This window comes from Vagococcus luciliae, from assembly GCF_024637875.1.
Lineage (GTDB): Bacteria > Bacillota > Bacilli > Lactobacillales > Vagococcaceae > Vagococcus > Vagococcus luciliae.
Genome location: NZ_CP102451.1, coordinates 893,538 through 916,102, shown reverse-complemented (window position 1 = coordinate 916,102; position 22,565 = coordinate 893,538). Strand labels below are relative to the sequence as shown.

The following is a 22,565-nucleotide window of genomic DNA, read 5'->3' as shown; positions in this document are numbered from 1 at the left end:
AATAATGAGGTGAACAATAAATGACAAAAGATATTAAATTCTCTGAAGATGCACGTAGCTCAATGGTACGTGGTGTGGACACATTAGCAAATATTGTAAAAGTAACATTAGGACCTAAAGGACGTAACGTTGTTTTAGATAAATCATTTGGTTCTCCATTAATTACAAATGATGGTGTGACGATCGCTAAAGAAGTTGAACTTGAAGATCGTTTTGAAAATATGGGTGCTCAATTAGTAGCTGAAGTAGCTTCTAAAACAAACGATATTGCAGGTGATGGAACAACGACTGCAACTGTTTTAACCCAAGCAATCGTTCGTGAAGGACTTAAAAATGTAACTGCTGGTGCAAACCCAATCGGTATTCGTCGTGGGATTGAATTAGCGACTAAAAAAGCTGTAGAAGAATTACATGCTATTTCTAAAAAAATTGACTCTAAAGAATCAATCGCACAAGTAGCTGCTGTTTCTTCTGGTAGTGAAAAAATTGGTGAATTAATCTCTGAAGCAATGGAAAAAGTTGGTAACGATGGCGTTATCACGATTGAAGAATCTAAAGGGATTGAAACTGAATTAGACGTTGTTGAAGGGATGCAATTTGACCGTGGTTACCTATCTCAATACATGGTAACTGACAATGATAAAATGGAAGCTGTTTTAGAAAATCCATATATCTTAATTACAGATAAAAAAATCTCTAACATTCAAGATATTTTACCTTTATTAGAACAAATCTTACAACAAGGCAAACCATTATTAATCATTGCTGATGATGTTGATGGTGAAGCTTTACCAACATTAGTATTAAATAAAATCCGTGGTACATTCAACGTAGCAGCTGTTAAAGCTCCTGGTTTTGGTGACCGACGTAAAGAAATGTTACAAGACATTGCCGCTTTAACTGGCGCAACTGTTATCACAGAAGATTTAGGATTAGACTTGAAAGACACAACAATTGATGCATTAGGTTCTGCAAGCAAAGTGGTTATCGACAAAGATAACACAACAATTGTTGAAGGAAATGGCGATAAAAAAGACATTGAAAACCGAGTATCATTAATTCGTTCTCAAATCGCTGAAACAACATCAGACTTTGATCGTGAAAAACTACAAGAACGCTTAGCTAAGTTAGCTGGTGGTGTTGCTGTTATTAAAGTTGGTGCTGCGACTGAAACAGAATTAAAAGAATTGAAATTACGTATTGAAGATGCGTTAAACGCAACTCGTGCAGCTGTTGAAGAAGGGATTGTTGCTGGTGGTGGTACGGCATTTGTTAATGTATTACCAAAAGTAGCTGAACTTGATGTAACTGGTGATGAAAAAACTGGTGTCAACATCGTTGTTCGTGCCTTAGAAGAACCAGTTCGCCAAATTGCTGAAAATGCTGGTATGGAAGGTTCAGTTGTTGTTGATAAGTTAAAACAAGCTGATACTGGCGTTGGATACAATGCAAAAGATGATACTTGGGTAAACATGATTGAAGCTGGTATCGTAGACCCAACTAAAGTATCTCGTTCTGCTTTACAAAATGCTGCAAGTGTTTCTGCATTAATCTTAACTACTGAAGGGGTTATTGCTGACAAACCAGAACCAGAAGCTCCAGGAATGCCTGGTGGAATGGATCCATCAATGATGGGCGGTATGATGTAAGTTTTTTTAAAAGAGGAATATTGAAATAAAAGAAACCACATGAGGTATTACGTCTCATGTGGTTTCTTTTATTTCACCCAAAAACACTTTATTCATAACCCTTTTTTATATCTTTATATAAAAAAAGAAAGGATGATCATATAAATAAAGGAGATACTGGATTTATAATAATTTGTTCTTCACTAGTTTTCTTGATGACTCCAGGTTTAGCATTCTTTTACGGCGGATTTTCTAGAAGAAAAAATATTATCAACACCATGATGATGGTTATTTTTTCTCTAGGACTATCTTCCATATTATGGATTATACTGAGTTATAGTTTGTCTTTTAGTGGAGGAAATGTCGTTCATATTAGTTCAGGTATAACAGGACTGGTACTGGCTATTGTTTTAGGAGCAGGACTACTTTGGTTTGGATGGTTTGGTTTTAATTCTGGCAGTGCACTAGGTGCAAATAAATTAGCTATTCACGCATTACTTGTTACCCATTCAGCTGCTGCAATTGCAATGTTATCGTGGATGTTAATTGAAAAAACAATGATTGGTAAACCAACCATTGTTGGTGCTTCTACGGGCGCTATCGTAGGACTTGTTGCCATAACTCCCGGTGCTGGTTTTGTACCACTATGGAGTGCCCTAATCATCGGCTTCTTAGTTAGTCCAGTTTGTTATATTTCTATTGGAATCATTAAGCGTAAATTAGAAATTGACGATGCTCTGGATGCATTTGGATGTCATGGCGTCGGTGGAATCGCCACAGGGATTTTTGCAGAAAAATCAATTGGTGGTGTGAATGGTTTGCTATATGGTGGATTAAATTTATTTATCGCTCAACTGATAAGTATTTTAATCACATTATTATTTGCTGGGCTTGTTAGCTTTATTATTATCAAAATTATCAACGTATTCATGCCTATTCGTGTATCTGAAAGAGATGAAATTCAAGGTTTAGATGTGACAGAACATGATGAAACGGCATACCCTACTTTCTTTGGTATGGATAACTAAAATAATATTAATGGAAAGACGGTGCAAAAATGAAAAAAATCGAAGCAATCATCAGACAAGAAAAATTAAATGATTTACAAGAGGCTCTATATAAAAAAGTTGGAATCAAAGGTATGACCGTTTCCCAAGTACTTGGTTATGGGCATCAGTTAGGATGGAAAGAATATGTTCGTGGCCAAGAGATTTTAACGACCTTAGTTCCAAAGTTAGAAATCAATATGGTTGTATCTGATGAACTATTAGATACAGTGACAAACCTCATTATTGATATTTGTCAAACAGGTGAAGTTGGAGATGGAAAAATATTCATTTATCATGTTGAAAATGCTATACGTATTCGAACAAAAGAAACAGGTGATGCAGCACTTTAGTAGAATAAAAACACACGAAATATATATTTTATTTCATGTGTTTTTTTATTTTGTTAATATGATAAAAATTATTTATTTTACACCATGTTCACCTGTTTTATAATTATAGAAAGCATCGAATAAATGACTTTTGGCAGGTGTTCCATCATCATTTGCTCCACCAATAGAATAAACATTATAGTTAATCACATCACCATCCATCGAAATATTGATTTCTGATCCGTGAACAACATGAGCAATGATGGGAAAACCATTTTCGTCTACTCCTTTCATTTCCATTCGTTGCTGTAAAACTTCACTATTAATTCCTGCATCATACACGATATAATCTTTATAGTAACGATAAATTTCCTCAGCTGACGGCTTTGTAGATGATGTCACGACTTCTTCTTTTTCAACTTTATTTTTTATACCTATTCTTTTAACCATATCTTCAAAGACTGCTTTTTCATTAATTGTTGATCCTACTTTAAAATTTGTCACGGCCAAATCATACTTTTCTGGATTAGCATTATATTTTTCAAATAAAATTTCTTTATCTAAATTTATAGACTTTGGTGGAAATTCTTTATATTCATCATAAGATACCCTTGACACAGTTTGTAATGGTTTTATAGTACTTCCCTCATCTTCTAATAAATATATAGGATGGCCAGTACCTACTCCACTAGTAAAAAATAAATAGATATAATTATCCTCAATATAATAATTTAAAAACATCGCATCTGGTTGATTTAATTCATCAAAACGTGTTTCCAATCTGTCATCCACAGCTTCCGTTAATAGTAATGCTTTTATATCATTAGATAACGTATCAAATTTTGATATTGAAGTATCCGTTTTATTGGATTCCTCATTTGTTTGCTCTATAATATTAGTAAATCCACTTTTCAACTCATTATTTTTAGTCTCTGAAGCTATAATATTCGAAGATGTTGATTTTTCAGAGACAATCAACACAAGTGGTTTGTCATTTAACAAAGAGAAAAAATAAAGATGGTGATTATCTACATTGTTGTCCTCTTCGTCTGAGGCAATCGCAACAATATTTAGCACGTTTTCCTCATCTTTAGAAGAAAAAATAGATATGGACTGTTTTTTACCATTTAAATCAATCGTTTTATTTTTTTCTAAATTACGTGCTGAAATGACTAGGTTATTCCATTTTAATTCATCATTTGACTCATAAAATGTGTAGTCTTGATTCATCTCTTTTCCCCAACCGTTTACAAATGATTTTAATTGTGATTCTTTTTCACTATCCCAAATTATTTTTTTTACATTAATTTCTTTTGTAGAATTGATTGTTTGTTGCTTTTTAACCTCGCTTACTTTAGGCTCAGTAGTATCCGTGTCTTCTTGTTTTTTAGAATCATTACACCCACCTAATAAAGTACCGAAAATAACAACAATAAATAATCCAATGTATTTGTTCATTACGTAATCCCCCAAATAATTATTCATACCTTTTTATCATAACATATTTAATAGATAACGTTTTTATACTATTCAAATAGGAATCAATTGTGTATCAAAAAGGAAAGCTTGAATTAGCTGCTTTCCTTTTACTTTTACCCTACTGGCGCGAGTAGTACTTTGCCACTGCCTTGGTAAACATTAACAAGTCCCTCACCTGAAACAGCTGACCCCATCAAACTTTTTCCAGAACGCTCAACCGTAAAGTCTAATGAGCCGCTCCAAGCAATCGCCATATTACCATCTACTTTTAATACATCATCTTATAATTCAATTTCAATCAGTTCTTCATAAGGTGTTGGAGATTCCAAAAAAAGAACCCCACTACCTTTTATATTTAAATTAAACAATCCTTCGTTTCCTGCAACAGCAGACGAAATATTTGAACGCATAATTGCTTTATGTTTTAATCCTGAGTCACAGGCTAAGAATAAGCCATCATCAATTATCCCACTGTGATACATCAAGTAATATAATATATTTATATGTTGGTTCAAGCACTAGTAATCCTTTACCCTTTACCTGTATATTCAGGCTTAATCGCAGATTATTTCGTTACAGCACTTCGAACAGTTTTACTAAAAAATCGTCTACACCTTTTACACCAGTTGTTGCACTGACATCTCCAACTGTCCACTGCATAGCACCAGCTTGTAAAGTGATATTTGTTTGACCGACATCACAAATCACTGCTTTTTTTGTCTAAATAATCTTTTATTTTTGAGCGAATCTCTTCATCGACCTTCCTCTTACATAAACGCTGATTCTAACAATCTGATTTCTTGTTTCTCACTATCAACTCGCACACGAATTCCATATGGCAAAACACATCGTGGCGTCGCATGTCCAAAATTAACATTGTAAACTATTAGTAACTCTTTATTATCAATTACCTTTATTAAAGACTGTTTGTATTCTTCATAAAACACTTCATCCTGTGGTTTTCCGACAATTATTCCACTAATCACATCAAATATTCCTTTATCTTTTAGGCAAACAAGCATTTTTTCAACTATCTCTGGTGATGGTTTCACTTCAGATGTTTCGATAAATAAAAGTTTATCTCGCCACTCTTCTATAGTTGGAAAGATTTGGTATTTCTCAATTATTTCTGGCTCATCACTATGTGTAAATGGTGTCAACATATCGTATAGGCTATCTATGCATCCACCAAGTAACTCTCCTTCAAATACCCACTTGCCTTGTAGTAATTCATACCCTTTTATCTCGAGATGGCTCACTCGTTCTTGTCCTAGTGCGTTTTTAGAAAAGTCCATTCGTTCTTCATACTAAACATTACTTGATTTAATTACTTTGTATGATTCACTACTTTCTAGATAAGAAGTGAAATAAGTTTCCGTACAAGCCAACATGCTATCACTAATTTCACCTAAATCTGGAATAAAAGACATCCCATAATACGTCGTTAATCCAAGCCTATAAAACATTAAATGATTAATAGTACTATCAGAAAAACCAGTAAATAATTTAGGTTTTCCTTTGACAAGTTGTTTAAATCTTTCGCTTTCCATCAAGTAAGGTATCGTTCGGTAAGTATCGTCACCACCAATTGTACAAATAATTCCTTTAATAGAGTCATCTTCAAAAGCGTGAATCAAATCCTCTGCTCGTTTTTCAGGGTGTTTAGCAACATACTCTATTCCTTTTAAAGCGTGAGGCATAAAGATAACTTCTAATCCATATTCCTCTAATCTTTTTTTGCCAAAAATCAAATTGTGTTCAACAAACTTTTCTCCTAATAATCCTTTTGATAAACTGATAATTGCAACTTTATCTCCACGTTTTAATCGTTTTGGTTTACTCATCTTACTTCCTCCTATTGCTAGACACTAATTTTAAAAGTTATAGCATAAAAAAAGAACTTTGATGTTTCCACCAAAGTTACTATTTAATCGTATTCAACACACTCTTCTACTTTTTTCGAATGTAAGCCAACCATAATTTTCCGTGCAATTGGTTGAGCAATTAATAATTCTAATGCCAAAACCACGCCAAAATTTCTTGGCCATGACATAACAAAACGGCTAAACGTTGAGCTATTTACTACTAAACCATGTCCAATAACATCCCCAATAAACGTCATCAAAAAAGACATCCCTACTACTGTAAATAAAATCGTAAACAATAGTGTGGCATTAAAACTATCTGCCGGATCACTAAACTTTTTCACCAGACTATCTGCAAAATGACGGACAATAAAATTTTCTAGTAACATGGCAATTACAAAAAATAGTGGCAAACTTTTAGCAAAAGTCACTAACATGTCTTGATTGATTGCTCCAAATGCTAAATATAGATTATAAAAGCACATGCTCGTTGCGGTAATACCACAAATCACTATGCCATATAGAATACCTTCTTTTTTATTCATTGGTAATCTTTTTTCTTCATTCATCTTTTTTCCTCTTTTCTCAACTTAAAAATCAGCAAAAAAAAGTGTAGGAATCATCCTTTCAGATGGTTCCTACACTTAACGTAATCTTCACTGTATAAAAATACTAACATATTTTGTAAAAAAATGTCAAATATGACTGTTATCAATAAGACTACTCTTATTAAAAATAGTTTAAATATATTAGAAAAGCATCACTTACTTTTTTAAAAACAAAAAAATCTGTTATGATAGGATAGTGGATGATGACTTAGTACGAAAGGAGAGTCATGTATGGCAAAAGATAAAAAAATTGTTGCCCCTTTTTTGAAGCCTATTGCTATTTTTAGTATTGCCTTGGGAATTAGTGCAACAACTGCTGTTGTAGATGGAAGTAACTATAAAACAAAAAAAACAGACACTTCTACAACACAAACTACAACACATACAACTCAAAATCAAACAGACACAACAAAAGAAAGTAACTATTCAGATACAACGAGCAATAGCTCTATTCAACAAACAGATAGCTCAACATCTGAAAAGCAAAATAAAACGAAAAATAGCAAAGAAACTAAGGAAAATCAAACGCAAGATGAACAATCTTCTGTTGAAAATACCACTCCTTCTTCTGATGTTCAGGAATCAGTGCACAATCAAAATGATATTGAAAAAACAGAAGAAACTGTAACACCAGATGTTCAAACAAAACAAGTTTCTCCTAAAACAAATGAAAATAAAACAGTCACTGGGGGAAATAATTAGATGGATGCAATACTAACCTTAATTTTAAGCAATATTACTAAATTTTTAAATTATTTAAATATTAATCCAAGACTACAAAACAAAATATTAACAGTTGTGAGTGTTTTTCCGACACTTTATATTTTGCGAATTGTTAAAGGATATTTTCAAAATGGAAATTACTTAAGAATGAGTTTATATTTACTAGTATTTATTGTATTAGCTTATTTTATAGTTTTAAACTTTATCTATTATTTTAAAAATCAAAAAGTTAAATGGGACGTCACTAACTTGATAGAAAATATCGTGCCCGAAGATGCAACGTTTGATGAGACTGTCCAAACCTCATCAACAACTCCTAAAATACAAGGTAAGTTGCTTACTTTAACATTAATTGATAATAGTGATCAAGTCATCGATACTGTCGTTCATAATCTACTTGATAAAAATTACATTCAAGCAAAAAAATTAAATGACTATGCTTACGAGCTAGAAGATTATACGTTAATTCCATTTTATAAAATATCAAAAGGGAAATTATTTATTGGAAGTAGCTATAAAGACTTAACCGAAGTTGCCACTATTAAAATTAATGATGACGCTGATTCTTTAATCCCACTTGGTGTTTTTGTTAATGGTGGTTCTTATGAAAAAGATGGTATTATTTACAAAGAACCTTATACTTTGGAATTACGGGTTAAAGACAATGATGAACACATCATCCCTAAATCTAGTCAGAATAAGTCTTCTAAAGAGGTATCACATATGAGTCGACGCAAAAAAAGTCAGAAGAAATAATGGCTGTATAATTTTTGATGTGGATGAAGAAATTCATCTGCATCTATTTTTTTACATAAAAAAGAAACATACGAATTTTCCAGGTAAAATTAAAGTGACCAAACCAAATTTTAGAAAGGAAGATTCATATGTCTCACAACCATTGTATCCGAGTGTCGCTGGATTTGAAAGACACAAACATTTATTTTGATTCTATTTTTTGTGAAGAAAAAATGATAAAAGGAGTTAGAAGTAAAATCTATAGCGGAACACTTACTTATAAGCCTTTGGCTTGTCCTTGTTGTGGAATTAAGAATGAAAACTATTCTATTGTAAAAAATGGTTTTATTTCTTCTCGAATAAAATGGCTAAGTGTTGCCCATTATCCAACCTATCTATCACTAAAGAAACAACGGTTCCTTTGTCGTAAATGTCACACCTCTTTTATAGCTGAATCTTTAGAAATTGATAAGCACTGCTTTATTGCTAACAGAGTGAAACAGTCTATTGGCATGGAGTTATCCGATGCTATCTCATTGAAAGACTTATCTAAAAGACATTTTGTATCAACTACTACAATCAGTAGAATTCTTAATTTATTTGGGAAAGAACTGTCAAATAAATTTACGGACTTGCCTCAACACCTATGTTTTGATGAGTTTACATCTGTAAAAAACAATCAAGGTAAGTACAGTTTTATCTACTCAGACTCCTTATCACATAAAATTATTGATATTTTACCAGATAATAAAAGGATTACGTTAGAAAAACACTTTTCAAAATACCCTTTGAAAGTAAGAAATAAAGTCGCAACGATCGTTGTTGATATGAATGCTGGCTATTTTAAACTAGCTAATAAACTTTTTCCAAATGCTTCAGTGGTTATTGACCGATTTCACTTAGTTCAATTAATTAGTCGTTCATTAAATATTACAAGAATTAGAACAATGAATAAGTTTAAGACATCAAACCTTAATGATCTAAAGAATTATAGAAAACTAAAGAGATATTGGAAGCTATTTTTAAAAGACTCTAACGAATTAAATTATAAAGACTATCGTTATCAACGATTATTTAAAAATATCTTACCTGAAACAGATATTATGGATTATTTACTAAGCTTAAGCAAAGAACTATCTGAGACATACGGACTCTATCAAAACTTATTATATTGTAGTAAAAACAATGATTTTGAGGCTTTCTCAGATCTACTATTATTAAGTCATGAGTTAATCTCTGAACCAATGAAAACATCTATCAGAACACTAAAAAAACATCTTCCAAGAATTAATAATACTTTCAAGTTTCCATTTTCTAACGGACCATTAGAAGGGACCATCAATAAAATTAAGCTAATCAAACGAATAGCCTATGGCTATAGAAATTTCCAAAACTATAAATATAGAATTTTACTTAGTTTTCAAGGTAAATAAATAAGCAACGAAAACCTGTTGTCTTTCGTTGCTTAAATTCACTAAATTTTACTCATCCACATCATTTGACGGAGAGCCGAAATAATTTAATTCTTCTGACTTTTTTATTAATCCATGTCTACATTGTGGAAGATTTGTTGAACATCTTCTAATTCATCTAACGCATCAATCATTTTTTCAAATTGAGCTAAATCATCTTCTGATAATTCTACTTCGTTTTGAGCAAGCATTTGGATTTCAGCTACTGAAAATTCAGTAATGCCATTTTCTTTTAATGCTTCTTGAATCGCATGAAAATCACTTGATTCTCCGTAAACAATAATCTGATCTTCTTCTTCAAACACATCTTTGACTTCAATATCTTTTTCTAATAAATACTCAAATATTTCATCAACATCGTCACCTTTAAAACCAAAAATAGCGGTGTTATCAAACATATAGGCTACTGCTCCAGAAACCCCCATGTTCCCACCATTTTTACCAAACGCTGCACGAACGTCTGCTGCTGTACGGTTAACATTATTTGTTAATGTATCAACAATAACCATTGAACCGCTCGGTCCAAATCCTTCATAACGTAATTCTGAATAGTTTTCATCACCAGATCCTTTTGCTTTTTCGATAGCACGATCAATAATATGTTTTGGAACATTGTATGTTTTTGCGCGATCAATAACGAAACGAAGTTTTTGATTAGAGTGCGGGTCTGGATCACCTGATTTTGCTGCTGCATAAATTTCAATTCCAAATTTGGCATAAACTTTACTGTTGTTTGCATCTTTAGCTGTTTTCTTAGCTACGATATTAGCCCATTTACGTCCCAATAGTCTCACTTCTCTTTCTTAATAAATTGTTTCTTTTGTAACGCAAAAACGTTCTGTTTTATTATACTTGCTTATTGTCGTTTCGCAAAGTATTTTTTTTAACTTCACAATAAAAGAATGATTTTGACACGTTTTTAAAATATTTTACATGAATGTCTTTTATTTACTAATAATATAAGCTATTCTTAGGTAGTAATAACTGTTCCATACAGATAGAAAGAGGTATATATTTTATGAAACATTTTAATACAATTGATTTTCCATCAATTCATATTCGGTTACTTGATGGGAATAATGAAGCAGATTTGTTTATCTTTAAAGAATTTTTATTAAGAACAAAAGACTACTTTACTGATTATGTAAACGTTGATCCAACAGATGAACAAGTAAAAGAATTCTTCACTTCTCTACCTCCCAAAGTATTACCTTCTCAAAAATATGTCTACGGGATATTTGACCGTGACAGATTAATGGGATTCATTGACTGGGTAGAAGATTATCCTCAAAAAGAAATTGGTACACTTGGTTACTTTGTATTAGAAGAAGAATATAGAGGTACAAAACTCGCTGAAGAACTGTATAATGCCTTAGAAAAAACAGTATCAGATACAGGAACTAAAATCATGCATTTAACGTTTATTGAAGACGATAAACGTGCTGCTCGTTTCTGGGAAAAGCAAGGATACCAACAGATTGATACTTATAATGGCAACTATGGAAAACAATTAGTTGCTGAAAAAATAATTGGATAATACAAAAGCGTAAAAATAAGATTGACTTATTTTTACGCTTTTTTACTTATGATATTTTATATTCACTAACAATTGTTTTGATTTCTTCAAATATTTCTTCTACTTCATCCATATCCTTAGCATTTGCTCCACTAGCCAATGGGTGACCACCACCATGATGTCGCTTTGCAATACCATTGATCACAGGACCTTTACTTCTCAAACGAACTCTAAAAAATCCTTCAGGCTGCTCAACAAAAATCGCCCACGATAAAATCCCGCGAATCTTTCCTGGTAAAGGAATAATAGCTGGTGTTTCCGAATCAACTACATCAAACTCTTTCAATGCATCCTGTGTTAATAACACCATCGCTGCACCATTTTCATCCGAAACCATATTTTCGTAGATGTATCCTGACAAACGCGAAATTTTTTCATCTACTTCGTCCATATATCGACTTAATCTTGCAGCATCAAAATCATATGTTAGTAATTGACTAGCTACCCATAATGTATGGGACGTTGTTCCAGGGTATAAAAATCGTCCAGTATCTCCAATAATACCTGCATAAAGTAATCTCGCAGCATTATCTGTCATAACAAGATTTTCTTTGTTTTCTTCATAAAAATCATAAATCAATTCACTTGTACTACTTGCTTGTGTGTTTACCCATGATAAATCACCATAAGGCTCATCATCCGGATGGTGATCTATTTTAATTAATTTTTTTCCTAAGTAATACTGCTCTCCACTTATTCGTGGAGCATTTGCTGTATCTGTCACAATAACTAAAGCATCTTGATACATCTCATCACTAACATCATCCATCGTGACAAGGTAGTCTAAATCATTCACAGGGCCACCTACTAAATAAATGGATTTCTTAGGAAAACTTGCTTTTAATATTTCTCCTAACCCACCTTGTGAGCCTAGTGCATCTGGGTCTGGACTTTGATGACGATGAATCATAATCGTATCATATTGTTTTATTTCTTTTAAAATTTCTTGACTAATAGTCATATTTTTCCTCCTAAACTGGGTCCATTAACTGGCAAACTGCAATTGCTTTTGCAGAAACGATATTATCTTTATATACACTTACTTCAACTTTTCCTGAACGTCTACCAACTTCTATCACTTGGGTTCTTATTTCTATTTCACTGTCCATCTGTATTAATTTGAAATAATATAAGCTACTTTGCTCAATAACCGAATGAAAATTGTATCGTGATAACATAGTTGAACGAACAACACTTGAAATAATTTGATTTAATACACCAAAAGAGAGCGTCCCTAAATTATTAATCATCTGTGGTGTGACAACAAATGTAAAAACAGCATCTCCTTTTTCAGGCATTTCTTTTTCCACAATCTGGTTAGTAATATGATCCGTCAATTTATGTGCAGCTTGTGGTTGCTTTTGTGCCAATTGAACAGTCCTCATCACATCTTGTCGTGATATAATTCCGACAAGCGTTAAATCATCTTCCACCACAGGAATAATCTCCAAACCATCCCAAATCATTTGATGTCCGATACTTGCTACACTCATATGTGATTTAGCGTGTCGTGGATCTTTCGTCATAACTTTTTCAATAGATTGTGTCAGTGATTTATCAGACACATCTTTTGCTGTTACCATCCCCACTAAACGATTAGATTTATTTACTACAGGAAAACGTGTGTATCCAGTTTTCTCAACCAATTTAAAATAATCTTCCACCGTATCTTTCGTTGTCATATAACGTGTTTCACTTTCAGGCGTTTGAATATCTTCTACCAACACGATATCCTTTTTAATCATCTGGTCGCTAATAGCACGGTTAATAAGTGTTCCAACAGTAAAAGTATCATGAGATGTACGTAAAATAGGCATTTTCACTTCATCTGCTAAATCTATAATATTTTGACTGACTTCAAATCCACCAGTTAACAGAACAGCCGCACCATTATTTAGTGCTAACCGCTGAACACCTTCTCTATCTCCAACAATCATTAAAGCTCCTGGCGTAATATAACGTAACATGCTTTTTTCTGTCATCGCTCCAATAATAAATTTATCTAATGGTTTTTTTAACCCTTTTTTCCCAGCTAATACATCTCCATCGATAATTTTAACAATTTCTTTAAAGGTTAAATTTTTTATGTTTTCTTTTGCTTTCGTTTCAATTCTTATCGTTCCAACTCGCTGTATAGTGGATACCAATCCCACATTTTCTGCTTCTTTAATGGCACGATAAGCCGTTCCTTCACTAACACTTAACATTTTGGCAATGCCTCGAACAGAAATTTTATCTCCTACAGGCAAGGACTCAATATGCGCTAATATTTGATCATGTTTTGTCATGCTCATATGTGTCACCTTATTGCTTTCTTCTTGTTATAATTAATTTAAAAAATCTGTATTAATACAAATCCTTTTGTAATGTTTATATTCTATCATAGAACACGTTAAAAATACATTTTAATCCTATAACAGAAAATAAATAACTGATATAAAACAACACGTCAAAACGTAAATTCACGTTTTGACGTGTTGTACTTAATTTATTTTCTTTTCTGACTTGACTCCATAATAACTGGCAAAATAACTGGTCGACGTTTCGTTTGTTCATAAAGATAACGACTCAGTTGATCTCTGATTTCTTGTTTTAGAATTCCCCAGTCAAAATCCTGCTTTTCAAGATTTTCTAAAACTACTGTCTCAACAATGTCGCCACTTTCTTTCATCAAGTTATTACTTGATTTCATGTAAACAAATCCACGTGACGTAATTCTAGCTGGTGAGATGATTTTTTTCTCACGACGATTAATTGTAATAGCAGCAATAATAATACCATCTTCTGACAAGATTTTTCGATCTCTCAAGACAATATTTCCAATATCTCCTACTCCTAATCCATCAATTAACACATTTTCAACTTCTATTGAACCTGTCATTCGTAAACGACCTTTTTCAAATTCTAAAATATCTCCTCGACCTAAAATAAAGATGTTTTTAAATGGGATACCTACTTCATTAGCTAACTCTGCATGTTTTGCTAATACACGATATTCCCCTTGAATTGGGATAAAGAATTTAGGTTTCATTAAATTCATCATTAGTTTCAAATCATTTTGATTCGCATGACCTGACACTTTTACTGTATCAGAAATAGTTTGTACTGTTCCACCGGCACGATAAACCATATCTTCTGTTTTGGCTACCATTGTTTCAACAGCAGTTGATGGTGTTGTTGTGATGTAGATTAAGTCTCCTTCAGCAATGCGAATAAAACGATGGCGACCACTAGCCATTTTTTGTAATGTGTTTAACGGCTCACCCATACGACCAGTTTCTAAAATAACTAGCTCATGAGGCTCTTTATTTTTCATTTGTTTTTCTGTAATAATTAATTCGTCATTTGGTAAGGTTAATTTTCCTAAACGAATGGCTGTCTGAACAATTTGTTCAACGTCTTTGCCTGTTAACACAACAAAACGTTCACTTAAATAAGCTGCATCAAATACTTGTTGGATACGTTGTAAGTTACTAGCCACACTAGCAACAATGATTCTTCCTTCCCAATATCTAAAGGTATCCACAACTTCATCAGCCACTTCATTTTCAGAAGCTGACAACATATTACTTTCAGCATTTGTCGAATCACTTAATAAGGCTAAAACTCCTTTTTTACCAATTTCTGCTAATCTTGCAAAATCCGTTTGATACATTGGGCTAGCACTTTGATCAAATTTAAAATCACCTGTATACACAATTTGTCCTTCAGAAGTTGTCAAAACAATCCCCATTGAATCTGGAACAGTATGTGTTGTCCTAAAGAAACTCACTTCAGATTGAGCAAACTCTATAATAGTATTTTCATCTATTACATGAAAATCATTAAAATCTTTTGTATTTGGATAATTTTTCACATTAATTTTTGCTAATTCAACAGTTAATTCTGACCCAAATACTGGAACTGAAACTTCTTCTAATAAATAGGGTAATGCTCCAATAGCATCTGCATGTCCATGACTTAAGAAGATACCAGCAATATTATCTTTTTTTTCAATTAAGTATGAAAAATCAGGAATAACCATATCAATTCCTAATTGTTCATTTTCTGGATACTTTAATCCACAATCCAAAACAAAGATTTCTTCTTCAATTTCTGCTACATAAATACTTTTTCCATTCTCTCTGACTCCACCAAGAGGAACTATTTTTACTTGACTCACTAAATTTCCACCTCAATTATGCTATACCAATTCATTCATATAGCTACTTTCATTATTTTTCTTGTTCACGATCTATATTTATTGATAATGTCACAAAATAATTGCCTACATAATTATTGTGCGAATTATTTTTATCAATAAATTTTACACGTCTTAAGTTGATACCATTTTATCATAAAAAACAAAAAATTTCTGTAAGATATACTTTCTTACACATTTATTATGAAATAAGTGCATCATTCTGGTATTTGTTTATTCCATTGTAGAACAATCTCTTTCAGTTTCAATACAAATAAATCCATTTTTTTCTTATCCAATCTTGCTATATTCACGCGACAACTTTGACTGCTTTTGGTAATCGTAAAACTGGGTAATACTGCCAAATGGCTATCTATTAATAATAGCCAATCTTCTTTTGTCAATATTCTCCTATTATAAGTTAACCAAATATAATACCCACCCTTTGGTAACGTAAAGTCAATGTCTTTGGATAAAGTCATTTGAAGTAAATTAACAAAATAAATCATTCGATTTTTAAGTGTTTCTTGTAGAAGAGATAATTTTTTTGAAAAATTTGGATTAGTTAATGCAAAAGATGCCATAACTTGTGGAAAAATATTTAGTTGCGTTTCATACTCATCTCGTAATTTAACTACTTCATCTAATACATAGCTTGGTGCTTCAATCCATCCTAATTGCATACGACTTCCCAATATTTTTGACAAAGAGCCTATATAGATCACAGATTGTGGCGCCATCTCTTTTAACAATGGATATTGATTGGGAGAATGAAAGGATAGTTGACCAAATACATCATCTTCAATAATCGGGATACGATACATATGACACAATTCTATCAATTTTTTACGACGTGTTAGGCTCATCGTTGTACCAGTAGGATTTTGAAAGTTTGGATTGGTTAAAATAAGTTGAATATTTTGTTTTTTTACAGCTTTTTCTAAATCTGATACGCACATTCCATCTTGGTCAACGGGAATCTTAATCACCTTAATTGACATGGCATTTAATACAGATATCCCATTAAAAAAAGATGGATCTTCAACAGCAACCGTATCCCCAGACTTTAATAAAGCTTGAATCAATAGAACCAAACTTTGTTGACCTCCAGCAGTTAACATAAGTTCTTGTGATTTGGGATAATGCGAATACATATCATACACTAATTGGGCAATCTTATTTCTTAATGGGAGATACCCTAAATTAGATACTTCTTCCGATAAAAAAGATTGCCAATTAACATTAGGTAAACTAATATTTGGAATTAAACTATAAGGTAATTCTCCAGTATAACCATCCAATACACTGTATTTATCATTCAACAATAATTTTTCTAATTGCTGTTCGTACTCACTTTTTTGATATTTAAGGTCATTGTATTGAATTATCCGTCTTAAATGATTTTCCTGTTTTTCTCCAGATTGACTCAAAATATACGTTCCACTACTTGCCTTTTTTTCCACGAATCCTTGTGCTTCTAATTCATCATATGCTCGAACTACTGTACTTCGATTAATAAGTAGCTGATTCGCTAATGTTCTTTCTGATGGTAAACGATAACCTTCATATAAAATCCCATCACTAATTTGATTAATTAATTGATTCATAATTTGTCGATATAAAGGGGTGTGGGATGATTTGTTGATTTTTATTTCCATAAAATCACCTCTTGATTTTAGTATATCATAAATTGGATGGGTCCAGTTTTTTTAAACTGGATGTAGTTTTTTTTAATGAACATGGTAAACTTTAGAACAACATCACTAAGGAGCAAAATTTTATGGTAAAAAAAATATTAACAGTCGCAGGATCTGATGCTGGAGGTGGAGCAGGAATCCAAGCTGACTTAAAAACGTTTGAAGAGTATGGCACATTTGGTTTAAGTACCATTACTAGCATTTTAACTGTTAGTCCTAAAACAAAAACACCTTCTATTTATCCTATCCCGATTGAGATTGTAGAAAAACAATTGGAGACAGCTTTTTCTGGTGGTCCACTGGACGCTTTAAAGATTGGATTACTTGGAAGCTTACCAGTGATTGATTTACTAGAAGCCTCTATCAAAAAAGTTAATCAATCTCACGTTGTCCTAGATCCTGTCATGGCTGTCAAAACTAACAAAGAAGTCCTACAACCTGAATTAGTAAAAGCGATGATATCAAAACTCATTCCCTTAGCTGATATCATCACACCAAATTTGGTTGAAACAAGTATTTTAGCAGATATGCCAATAATTGAGACAGAAGAAGACATGACTCTTGCAGCCAAAAAAATATTTAATCTTGGAGCAAAATCAGTCATCATCAAGGGTGGCGATCGTTTTAAAGGAAATAGTGCAACTGATTTATTTTATGATGGAAAACAATTTTTATTTATTCATGAAGATAAATTAGAGACCAATACTAATCATGGTGCAGGCTGCTCATTTGCAGCAGCAATCACAGCAGGTATAGCCAAAGGATTAGATATGGAAACAAGCGTTAAACTTGCCAAAAAATATGTGACAAGTGCCATCAAATATGGCGTTTATTTAAATGATTTCACAGGTTATGTGTGGCATGGTGCGTTTCAAGAAGCAACAAATCGAATGATTATAGGAGATGATTTTAAATGATGACAAGTACTAAATGGAGTATAAAAGAAACAACTTTAATGGGATTATTTGCAGCATTGACAGTAGTAGGAACAAGCATACGTGTTCCTTTACCTGCTCTTGTTGGGAATCCTTTCTTTCACTTTGGCTTACCAATTCTTTCATTAGCCGTTTTAACACTCGGGTTTTTCAAAGGTTCATTAGCCGGTGGTATCGGGTTTGCCATTTTTGATATTTTAAATGGATTTGCCGCTGAAGCACCTTATTTTATTTTAGAAAGTTTTGTTGTAGGAGCTGCTTTAACATTTGCTTATCACCATTTTGAAAAATATGAAAATAAAGCATGGTTTATCCCTGTTATTATGGTAATTGCAGCAATTGCAAAGATTACTATGACATTTCTTAAAAATTTAGTGGTTCAACTATTGATGGGAAATGCATTTGGTGTTTCTGCATTTGCTAGTTTTTCAACTTTATATATTACAGTGATTAATGCTATTGCCGCTATTATCATTGTGTCGCTGCTATATAAACCCGTTAAAGCTTTAACTAATAAGATGCTTTACTAAGATATAAAAAAGTTGCCTTAATTGGCAACTTTTTTTGTGTGCTTAACTCCGATTCCAGTTAACGCACTTAAAACAGAAAAAACAGGTGATAACAAACTAAAAAATACAAATGGCAAATAACTCATTGTTGAAACACCAAATGTATTGGCGACAAAACTCCCCGCTATCCCCCATGGAATTAAGTAATTAATGACCGTTCCACCGTCTTCTAACGTCCTACTTAAAACAACTGGATTTAAATTCATTTTTTTGTATACTTCTTTAAAGGCATTACCTGGTAAAATAACGGATAATAACTGTTCACCAATAAAGATATTAACACCTATACTAGAAAGTAAACTCACAATAATCAATTGACTTGGTGAGGTTAGACGTTTAGCTAATGAGTCAATGACTGTTGTCACTAACCCTATTTTCATCAAAATTCCACCAAGAGATAGCGTTAAAATAATTAATAATACGGTAAACGTCATACTATTTATCCCACCGCGAGTTAACAGCATATCCACTTGTTCATTACCCGTTTTTGATACAAATCCGTTCTCAACGACACTCGCTAAATTAGCTAAATCAATATTTCCTTGTTGGATTACAATCATCATCACTGCGACGATAATATTTAATAAAATAGTGATAATCGCTGGTAACTTTTTCCAAGCACATATTAACATCAATAAAATAGGAATAAGTGACCACATAGATATATGGAAATTTTTTTCAAGTACTTGAGTCACTTCTTTAACATTTGTTAATTCTGCAGTAGCATCTGATTTTCCAATGACGGTAAATAAGACTAGCGAAACTAAAAAAGCTGGAATAGTAGACCACATCATATTTTTTATGTGATCAAATAAATCTGCCTCTACAACTGCTGATGCCAAATTAGTTGACTCTGATAAGGGAGACATCTTATCGCCAAAAATCGCTCCTGACGCAATTGCTCCAACGATTAAAGGAGGATTCAATCCTAATGTAACTCCTATACCAAAAAAAGCAATACCAATTGTTGACATGACAGTAAAGGCACTACCTACTGCACTACCTACTATCGCACATACAAGAAAAATAGACGGGATAAACCACTTGACACTAAGTAACTTAAACCCTATCACCATAATTGTAGGAATAATCCCTGCCTGTATCCAAACAGCAATTAATGCTCCAACTAATAAAAAAATAAAAATTGGAATAATACCTGGTCTTAAACCACTGACAATCCCTTCATTTACCCACTCTAATGGCATTTTCCTAATAACCATATATCCAATAGTCAACGCTATCGCGAATAAAATCACAACATTTGGTGAGAGTTTAAATACAATAACTCCCATTGAAATACAACATAAAATAATTAATAATACAATACTTGCTTCTAATAAACTAATCTTCTTTTGCATGATAATTCCCCTTTTCATTTAATAAATTGTTTATTTATTAAATAAAACGATATCGTATCATTCCACCACAACTCATGACCATTCTCCTTTATTATAAAAAAGTCGCCCTTATGTACTTAAACATAAGGGCGACTTTTTCGCGGTACCACCTTAATTTAAAGATAGTCCATCTATCTTCATCTCTTTAGTTATTATTTAATTATATTCATTTTATGTGTAATTCAGATAAATAAGCTGGATCGATTTTCAGCAACCATCGATTTTCTTAGACGCAGTTCTTATTCCCTACTCGCATAAAATGTAAAACTTTTATTCATATTATCTATTTATCGGATAAATGTCAACACTTTATTTTTTATCCCATAAAAATTGGCTTACCACTTCATCAACTATTTGATTTTCATGAAGATCACTATGGTTAGCACCATGTCCTTCTACCAACACATATTCTACCTGATTGCCATGATCCAATAACATTTTATTGACAGAAAAAGCACTACTTAGCGGAACAACGCTGTCACTCAATTCTTCATCAGATATTTTCCCTGCTATTAATAACATATTCACATCTGTAGCTAAGCCATTTAATTCATTCTCATAAAGAATATACCTATCACTTTTTTCACTTGGTCCTTCAGTTAACAACTCATCTAAAGTTTGATTTGCCAACGTATCAATAAACTCATTAAATGGTGAACCGATTGCCACTAACTTATTAACTTTAGGTAAATCAGTCGTTTGGCTATCTTGCAACAGATACCTTAATCCACTAATGCCCCCCATCGAATGACCAACGATATTCACCTCTTTAACATTGTATTCTCGTTGTAAAAATTCTAACACTAATTTTATCCATCTAGCTTGTTCCCATTCATTGTTTCGATTGTCTTTAAACAACACTTGAATCATCGGATTATCATTAGAAAACTGCTCAGAGTTCAGTTTATTTTCTGTCGAAATGCTTCCATCACTTGACACAATAACAACAAGAGATTTACTGGCTACTTTTTGATTGTTAAATCGTTTAATCATATAACCTAAAGAACTTCTTCCACCACCAGCACCATGAATAAAAAGAGTAGGCGTTGTTGTATAATTTATGCTATTTTCTACTTTTTCGTCAGTCTTTGTTGTTGTTGCTGTTTTTTCTTGTTTTGTTTCTTGACATGCTGATAAAATCAGTATCAAAAAACATAACATAGGAACAATACATTTTTTCAATCGCATAAAAATCCCTCTTTATTAGGAAAAACTATTAAAAGAAAAACCGATAAACATATCGGTTTTACAATTTATCTACTTGATCAAAGTCTAATTCTGTACTTGTTTCGCGACCAAACATATCAATATTTACTTTTAATTTTTGTTTTTCTAAATCGATTTCAGTAATCTCTCCAGTTAAACCAGAAAATGCTCCTTCTGTAATTGTCACGGTTTCACCTAGCTCAACATCTAAATCTGTGACACGTTTGCTCATTCCTATTTTACCTAAAATATGAGTCACTTCTTCTGGTAATAATGGAGCAGGCTTACTACCAGCGCCATGTGACCCCACAAAGCCTGTTACACCTGGTGTATTACGTACAATATACCATGATTCATCAGTCATAATCATTTCAACTAACACATAGCCTGGGAAAGTCTTTCTAGCTGTTACTTTCTCTTGACCATTTTTGATTTCTCTTTCTTCTTCTTCAGGAACAACTACACGGAAAATAAAATCTTCCATCCCCATGCTTTGCGCACGAGATTCAATATTTGTTTTTACTTTGTTTTCATAACCTGAATATGTATGTAATACGTACCACTGTCTTTCAAACGATTCCACAGAATTCAACCATCCTTTTCATGATAAAATAAAAAAACCTCAGAGAGCCGAAGTTTTTCTTTCAACTTAATTGTAACACTCAAATGTGCATTTTTCTAGTTATATCTACAGACCTTTTAGCCCAAGATATGAAAGTTTTGCTAATAAAAAGTCAACTGCTGCGAAAAATAGAGCAAATAAGATAGTTGACTGAATCACTGTAATCACATCTTTAACTAATTTTTTACGACTAGGCCAAGTAACAAGTTTCATTTCTTCAATAACGCTTTTGAAAAATTTCATTCTTTTTCCCCTCCTTAATGATGACTATTTTGTCTCTTTATGAAGTGTGTGCTTTTTACAATACTTACAGAATTTTTTTACTTCTAAACGCTCAGTACGTTGTGAATCACTAACTGCTTTTGAATAGTTACGAGAACCACATACAGTACAAGCAAGTGCTGATTTTTTTTGAGCCAAGGGTAGAATCCTCCCACTGTATTAATAACTTTTAAAGTATAACGTTTAAAAGAAGTTTTGTCAAACACGTTCATT

24 protein-coding genes and 1 pseudogene are annotated in these 22,565 nt (G+C 32.6%); 9 read left to right on the top strand and 16 right to left on the bottom strand.

The features are described 5' to 3' along the window. Positions 1 to 20 precede the first annotated feature (20 nt). The 3 genes from groL to G314FT_RS04725 all read left to right on the top strand — a co-directional run bounded on the left by groL (position 21) and on the right by G314FT_RS04725 (position 3,027). Complete coding sequence (gene groL / locus G314FT_RS04735; protein ID WP_257702300.1) at positions 21 to 1,649, top strand: chaperonin GroEL; 1,629 nt, start codon at positions 21 to 23, stop codon at positions 1,647 to 1,649. Positions 1,650 to 1,789: 140 nt separating this feature from the next. Continuing rightward, complete coding sequence (locus G314FT_RS04730) at positions 1,790 to 2,656, top strand: ammonium transporter (RefSeq protein WP_257702511.1); 867 nt, start codon at positions 1,790 to 1,792, stop codon at positions 2,654 to 2,656. 29 nt (positions 2,657 to 2,685) lie between these two features. Next, a complete protein-coding gene (locus G314FT_RS04725) occupies positions 2,686 to 3,027 on the top strand; it encodes a P-II family nitrogen regulator (protein WP_257702299.1) in 342 nt (113 codons plus the stop codon). A gap of 72 nt (positions 3,028 to 3,099) precedes the next feature. Here the strand turns inward: G314FT_RS04725 and G314FT_RS04720 are convergent, their stop codons facing one another. The 6 genes and pseudogenes from G314FT_RS04720 to G314FT_RS04700 form a co-directional block, all read right to left on the bottom strand. Further along, entirely contained in the window at positions 3,100 to 4,464 is a 1,365-nt protein-coding gene (locus tag G314FT_RS04720) for a DUF4767 domain-containing protein (RefSeq protein WP_257702297.1), read from the bottom strand. A 134-nt stretch (positions 4,465 to 4,598) separates the two neighbouring features. Then, positions 4,599 to 4,895: pseudogene (locus G314FT_RS04715) on the bottom strand (AIM24 family protein). Positions 4,896 to 5,058: 163 nt separating this feature from the next. Beyond that, positions 5,059 to 5,193: a hypothetical protein gene (locus G314FT_RS04710; protein WP_257702295.1), complete on the bottom strand. Its 135-nt coding sequence runs from the start codon at positions 5,191 to 5,193 to the stop codon at positions 5,059 to 5,061. Between the two features lie 59 nt (positions 5,194 to 5,252). Then, positions 5,253 to 5,780 carry a S66 peptidase family protein gene (locus G314FT_RS10515; protein ID WP_341481169.1) on the bottom strand — a complete coding sequence of 176 codons (528 nt, stop codon included), beginning with the start codon at positions 5,778 to 5,780 and terminating at the stop codon, positions 5,253 to 5,255. 12 nt (positions 5,781 to 5,792) lie between these two features. Beyond that, positions 5,793 to 6,329, bottom strand: a complete 537-nt coding sequence (locus tag G314FT_RS10510; RefSeq protein ID WP_341481168.1) for an LD-carboxypeptidase — start codon at positions 6,327 to 6,329, stop codon at positions 5,793 to 5,795. Between the two features lie 83 nt (positions 6,330 to 6,412). Next, entirely contained in the window at positions 6,413 to 6,919 is a 507-nt protein-coding gene (locus G314FT_RS04700) for a DUF2798 domain-containing protein (RefSeq protein ID WP_257702293.1), read from the bottom strand. Between the two features lie 270 nt (positions 6,920 to 7,189). Between G314FT_RS04700 and G314FT_RS04695 the strand changes: the two genes are divergently transcribed. From G314FT_RS04695 to G314FT_RS04685, 3 genes are all read left to right on the top strand, one after another. Then, entirely contained in the window at positions 7,190 to 7,660 is a 471-nt protein-coding gene (locus tag G314FT_RS04695; protein ID WP_257702291.1) for a hypothetical protein, read from the top strand. Then, the gene (locus tag G314FT_RS04690) at positions 7,661 to 8,437 is read left to right on the top strand and encodes a DUF6681 family protein (RefSeq protein WP_257702290.1); all 777 of its coding nucleotides are present in this window, start codon (positions 7,661 to 7,663) and stop codon (positions 8,435 to 8,437) included. 128 nt (positions 8,438 to 8,565) lie between these two features. Next, entirely contained in the window at positions 8,566 to 9,849 is a 1,284-nt protein-coding gene (locus tag G314FT_RS04685) for an ISL3 family transposase (protein ID WP_257700363.1), read from the top strand. 107 nt (positions 9,850 to 9,956) lie between these two features. On the opposite strand, the gene G314FT_RS04680 is transcribed toward G314FT_RS04685, so the two are convergent. Next, complete coding sequence (locus G314FT_RS04680) at positions 9,957 to 10,673, bottom strand: YebC/PmpR family DNA-binding transcriptional regulator (RefSeq protein ID WP_257702288.1); 717 nt, start codon at positions 10,671 to 10,673, stop codon at positions 9,957 to 9,959. A gap of 233 nt (positions 10,674 to 10,906) precedes the next feature. Between G314FT_RS04680 and G314FT_RS04675 the strand changes: the two genes are divergently transcribed. Then, the gene (locus G314FT_RS04675; RefSeq protein ID WP_257702287.1) at positions 10,907 to 11,425 is read left to right on the top strand and encodes a GNAT family N-acetyltransferase; all 519 of its coding nucleotides are present in this window, start codon (positions 10,907 to 10,909) and stop codon (positions 11,423 to 11,425) included. Between the two features lie 46 nt (positions 11,426 to 11,471). Here G314FT_RS04675 and G314FT_RS04670 read toward each other — a convergent pair whose 3' ends face one another. The 4 genes from G314FT_RS04670 to G314FT_RS04655 form a co-directional block, all read right to left on the bottom strand. Further along, a complete protein-coding gene (locus G314FT_RS04670; RefSeq protein WP_257702286.1) occupies positions 11,472 to 12,425 on the bottom strand; it encodes a DHH family phosphoesterase in 954 nt (317 codons plus the stop codon). Between the two features lie 10 nt (positions 12,426 to 12,435). Beyond that, positions 12,436 to 13,752, bottom strand: a complete 1,317-nt coding sequence (locus G314FT_RS04665; protein WP_257702285.1) for a DRTGG domain-containing protein — start codon at positions 13,750 to 13,752, stop codon at positions 12,436 to 12,438. Positions 13,753 to 13,952: 200 nt separating this feature from the next. Beyond that, on the bottom strand, positions 13,953 to 15,626 hold the full coding sequence (locus G314FT_RS04660; protein WP_257702284.1) for a ribonuclease J: 1,674 nt from the start codon (positions 15,624 to 15,626) through the stop codon (positions 13,953 to 13,955). 236 nt (positions 15,627 to 15,862) lie between these two features. Then, entirely contained in the window at positions 15,863 to 17,302 is a 1,440-nt protein-coding gene (locus G314FT_RS04655) for an aminotransferase-like domain-containing protein (protein WP_257702283.1), read from the bottom strand. A 122-nt stretch (positions 17,303 to 17,424) separates the two neighbouring features. On the opposite strand from G314FT_RS04655, the gene thiD reads away from it, so the two are divergent. Both thiD and G314FT_RS04645 read left to right on the top strand, forming a co-directional pair. Continuing rightward, positions 17,425 to 18,258 (top strand): bifunctional hydroxymethylpyrimidine kinase/phosphomethylpyrimidine kinase, encoded by an 834-nt coding sequence (gene thiD / locus G314FT_RS04650; protein WP_257702282.1) that lies wholly within the window; start codon positions 17,425 to 17,427, stop codon positions 18,256 to 18,258. Then, a complete protein-coding gene (locus G314FT_RS04645) occupies positions 18,255 to 18,806 on the top strand; it encodes an ECF transporter S component (RefSeq protein ID WP_341481167.1) in 552 nt (183 codons plus the stop codon). The genes thiD and G314FT_RS04645 overlap by 4 nt, the downstream gene beginning before the upstream one ends. Before the next feature lie 17 nt (positions 18,807 to 18,823). Here G314FT_RS04645 and nhaC read toward each other — a convergent pair whose 3' ends face one another. The 5 genes from nhaC to rpmG form a co-directional block, all read right to left on the bottom strand. Next, the gene (gene nhaC / locus G314FT_RS04640) at positions 18,824 to 20,203 is read right to left on the bottom strand and encodes a Na+/H+ antiporter NhaC (protein ID WP_257702281.1); all 1,380 of its coding nucleotides are present in this window, start codon (positions 20,201 to 20,203) and stop codon (positions 18,824 to 18,826) included. A gap of 348 nt (positions 20,204 to 20,551) precedes the next feature. Next, positions 20,552 to 21,430: an alpha/beta fold hydrolase gene (locus G314FT_RS04635; RefSeq protein ID WP_257702280.1), complete on the bottom strand. Its 879-nt coding sequence runs from the start codon at positions 21,428 to 21,430 to the stop codon at positions 20,552 to 20,554. A gap of 58 nt (positions 21,431 to 21,488) precedes the next feature. After that, on the bottom strand, positions 21,489 to 22,031 hold the full coding sequence (gene nusG, locus G314FT_RS04630) for a transcription termination/antitermination protein NusG (RefSeq protein WP_117973268.1): 543 nt from the start codon (positions 22,029 to 22,031) through the stop codon (positions 21,489 to 21,491). A gap of 105 nt (positions 22,032 to 22,136) precedes the next feature. Next, on the bottom strand, positions 22,137 to 22,313 hold the full coding sequence (gene secE, locus G314FT_RS04625; RefSeq protein ID WP_117973269.1) for a preprotein translocase subunit SecE: 177 nt from the start codon (positions 22,311 to 22,313) through the stop codon (positions 22,137 to 22,139). 24 nt (positions 22,314 to 22,337) lie between these two features. Beyond that, positions 22,338 to 22,490, bottom strand: coding sequence for a 50S ribosomal protein L33 (rpmG, locus tag G314FT_RS04620; protein WP_125957218.1), 153 nt, complete (start codon positions 22,488 to 22,490; stop codon positions 22,338 to 22,340). Positions 22,491 to 22,565: the final 75 nt, after the last annotated feature.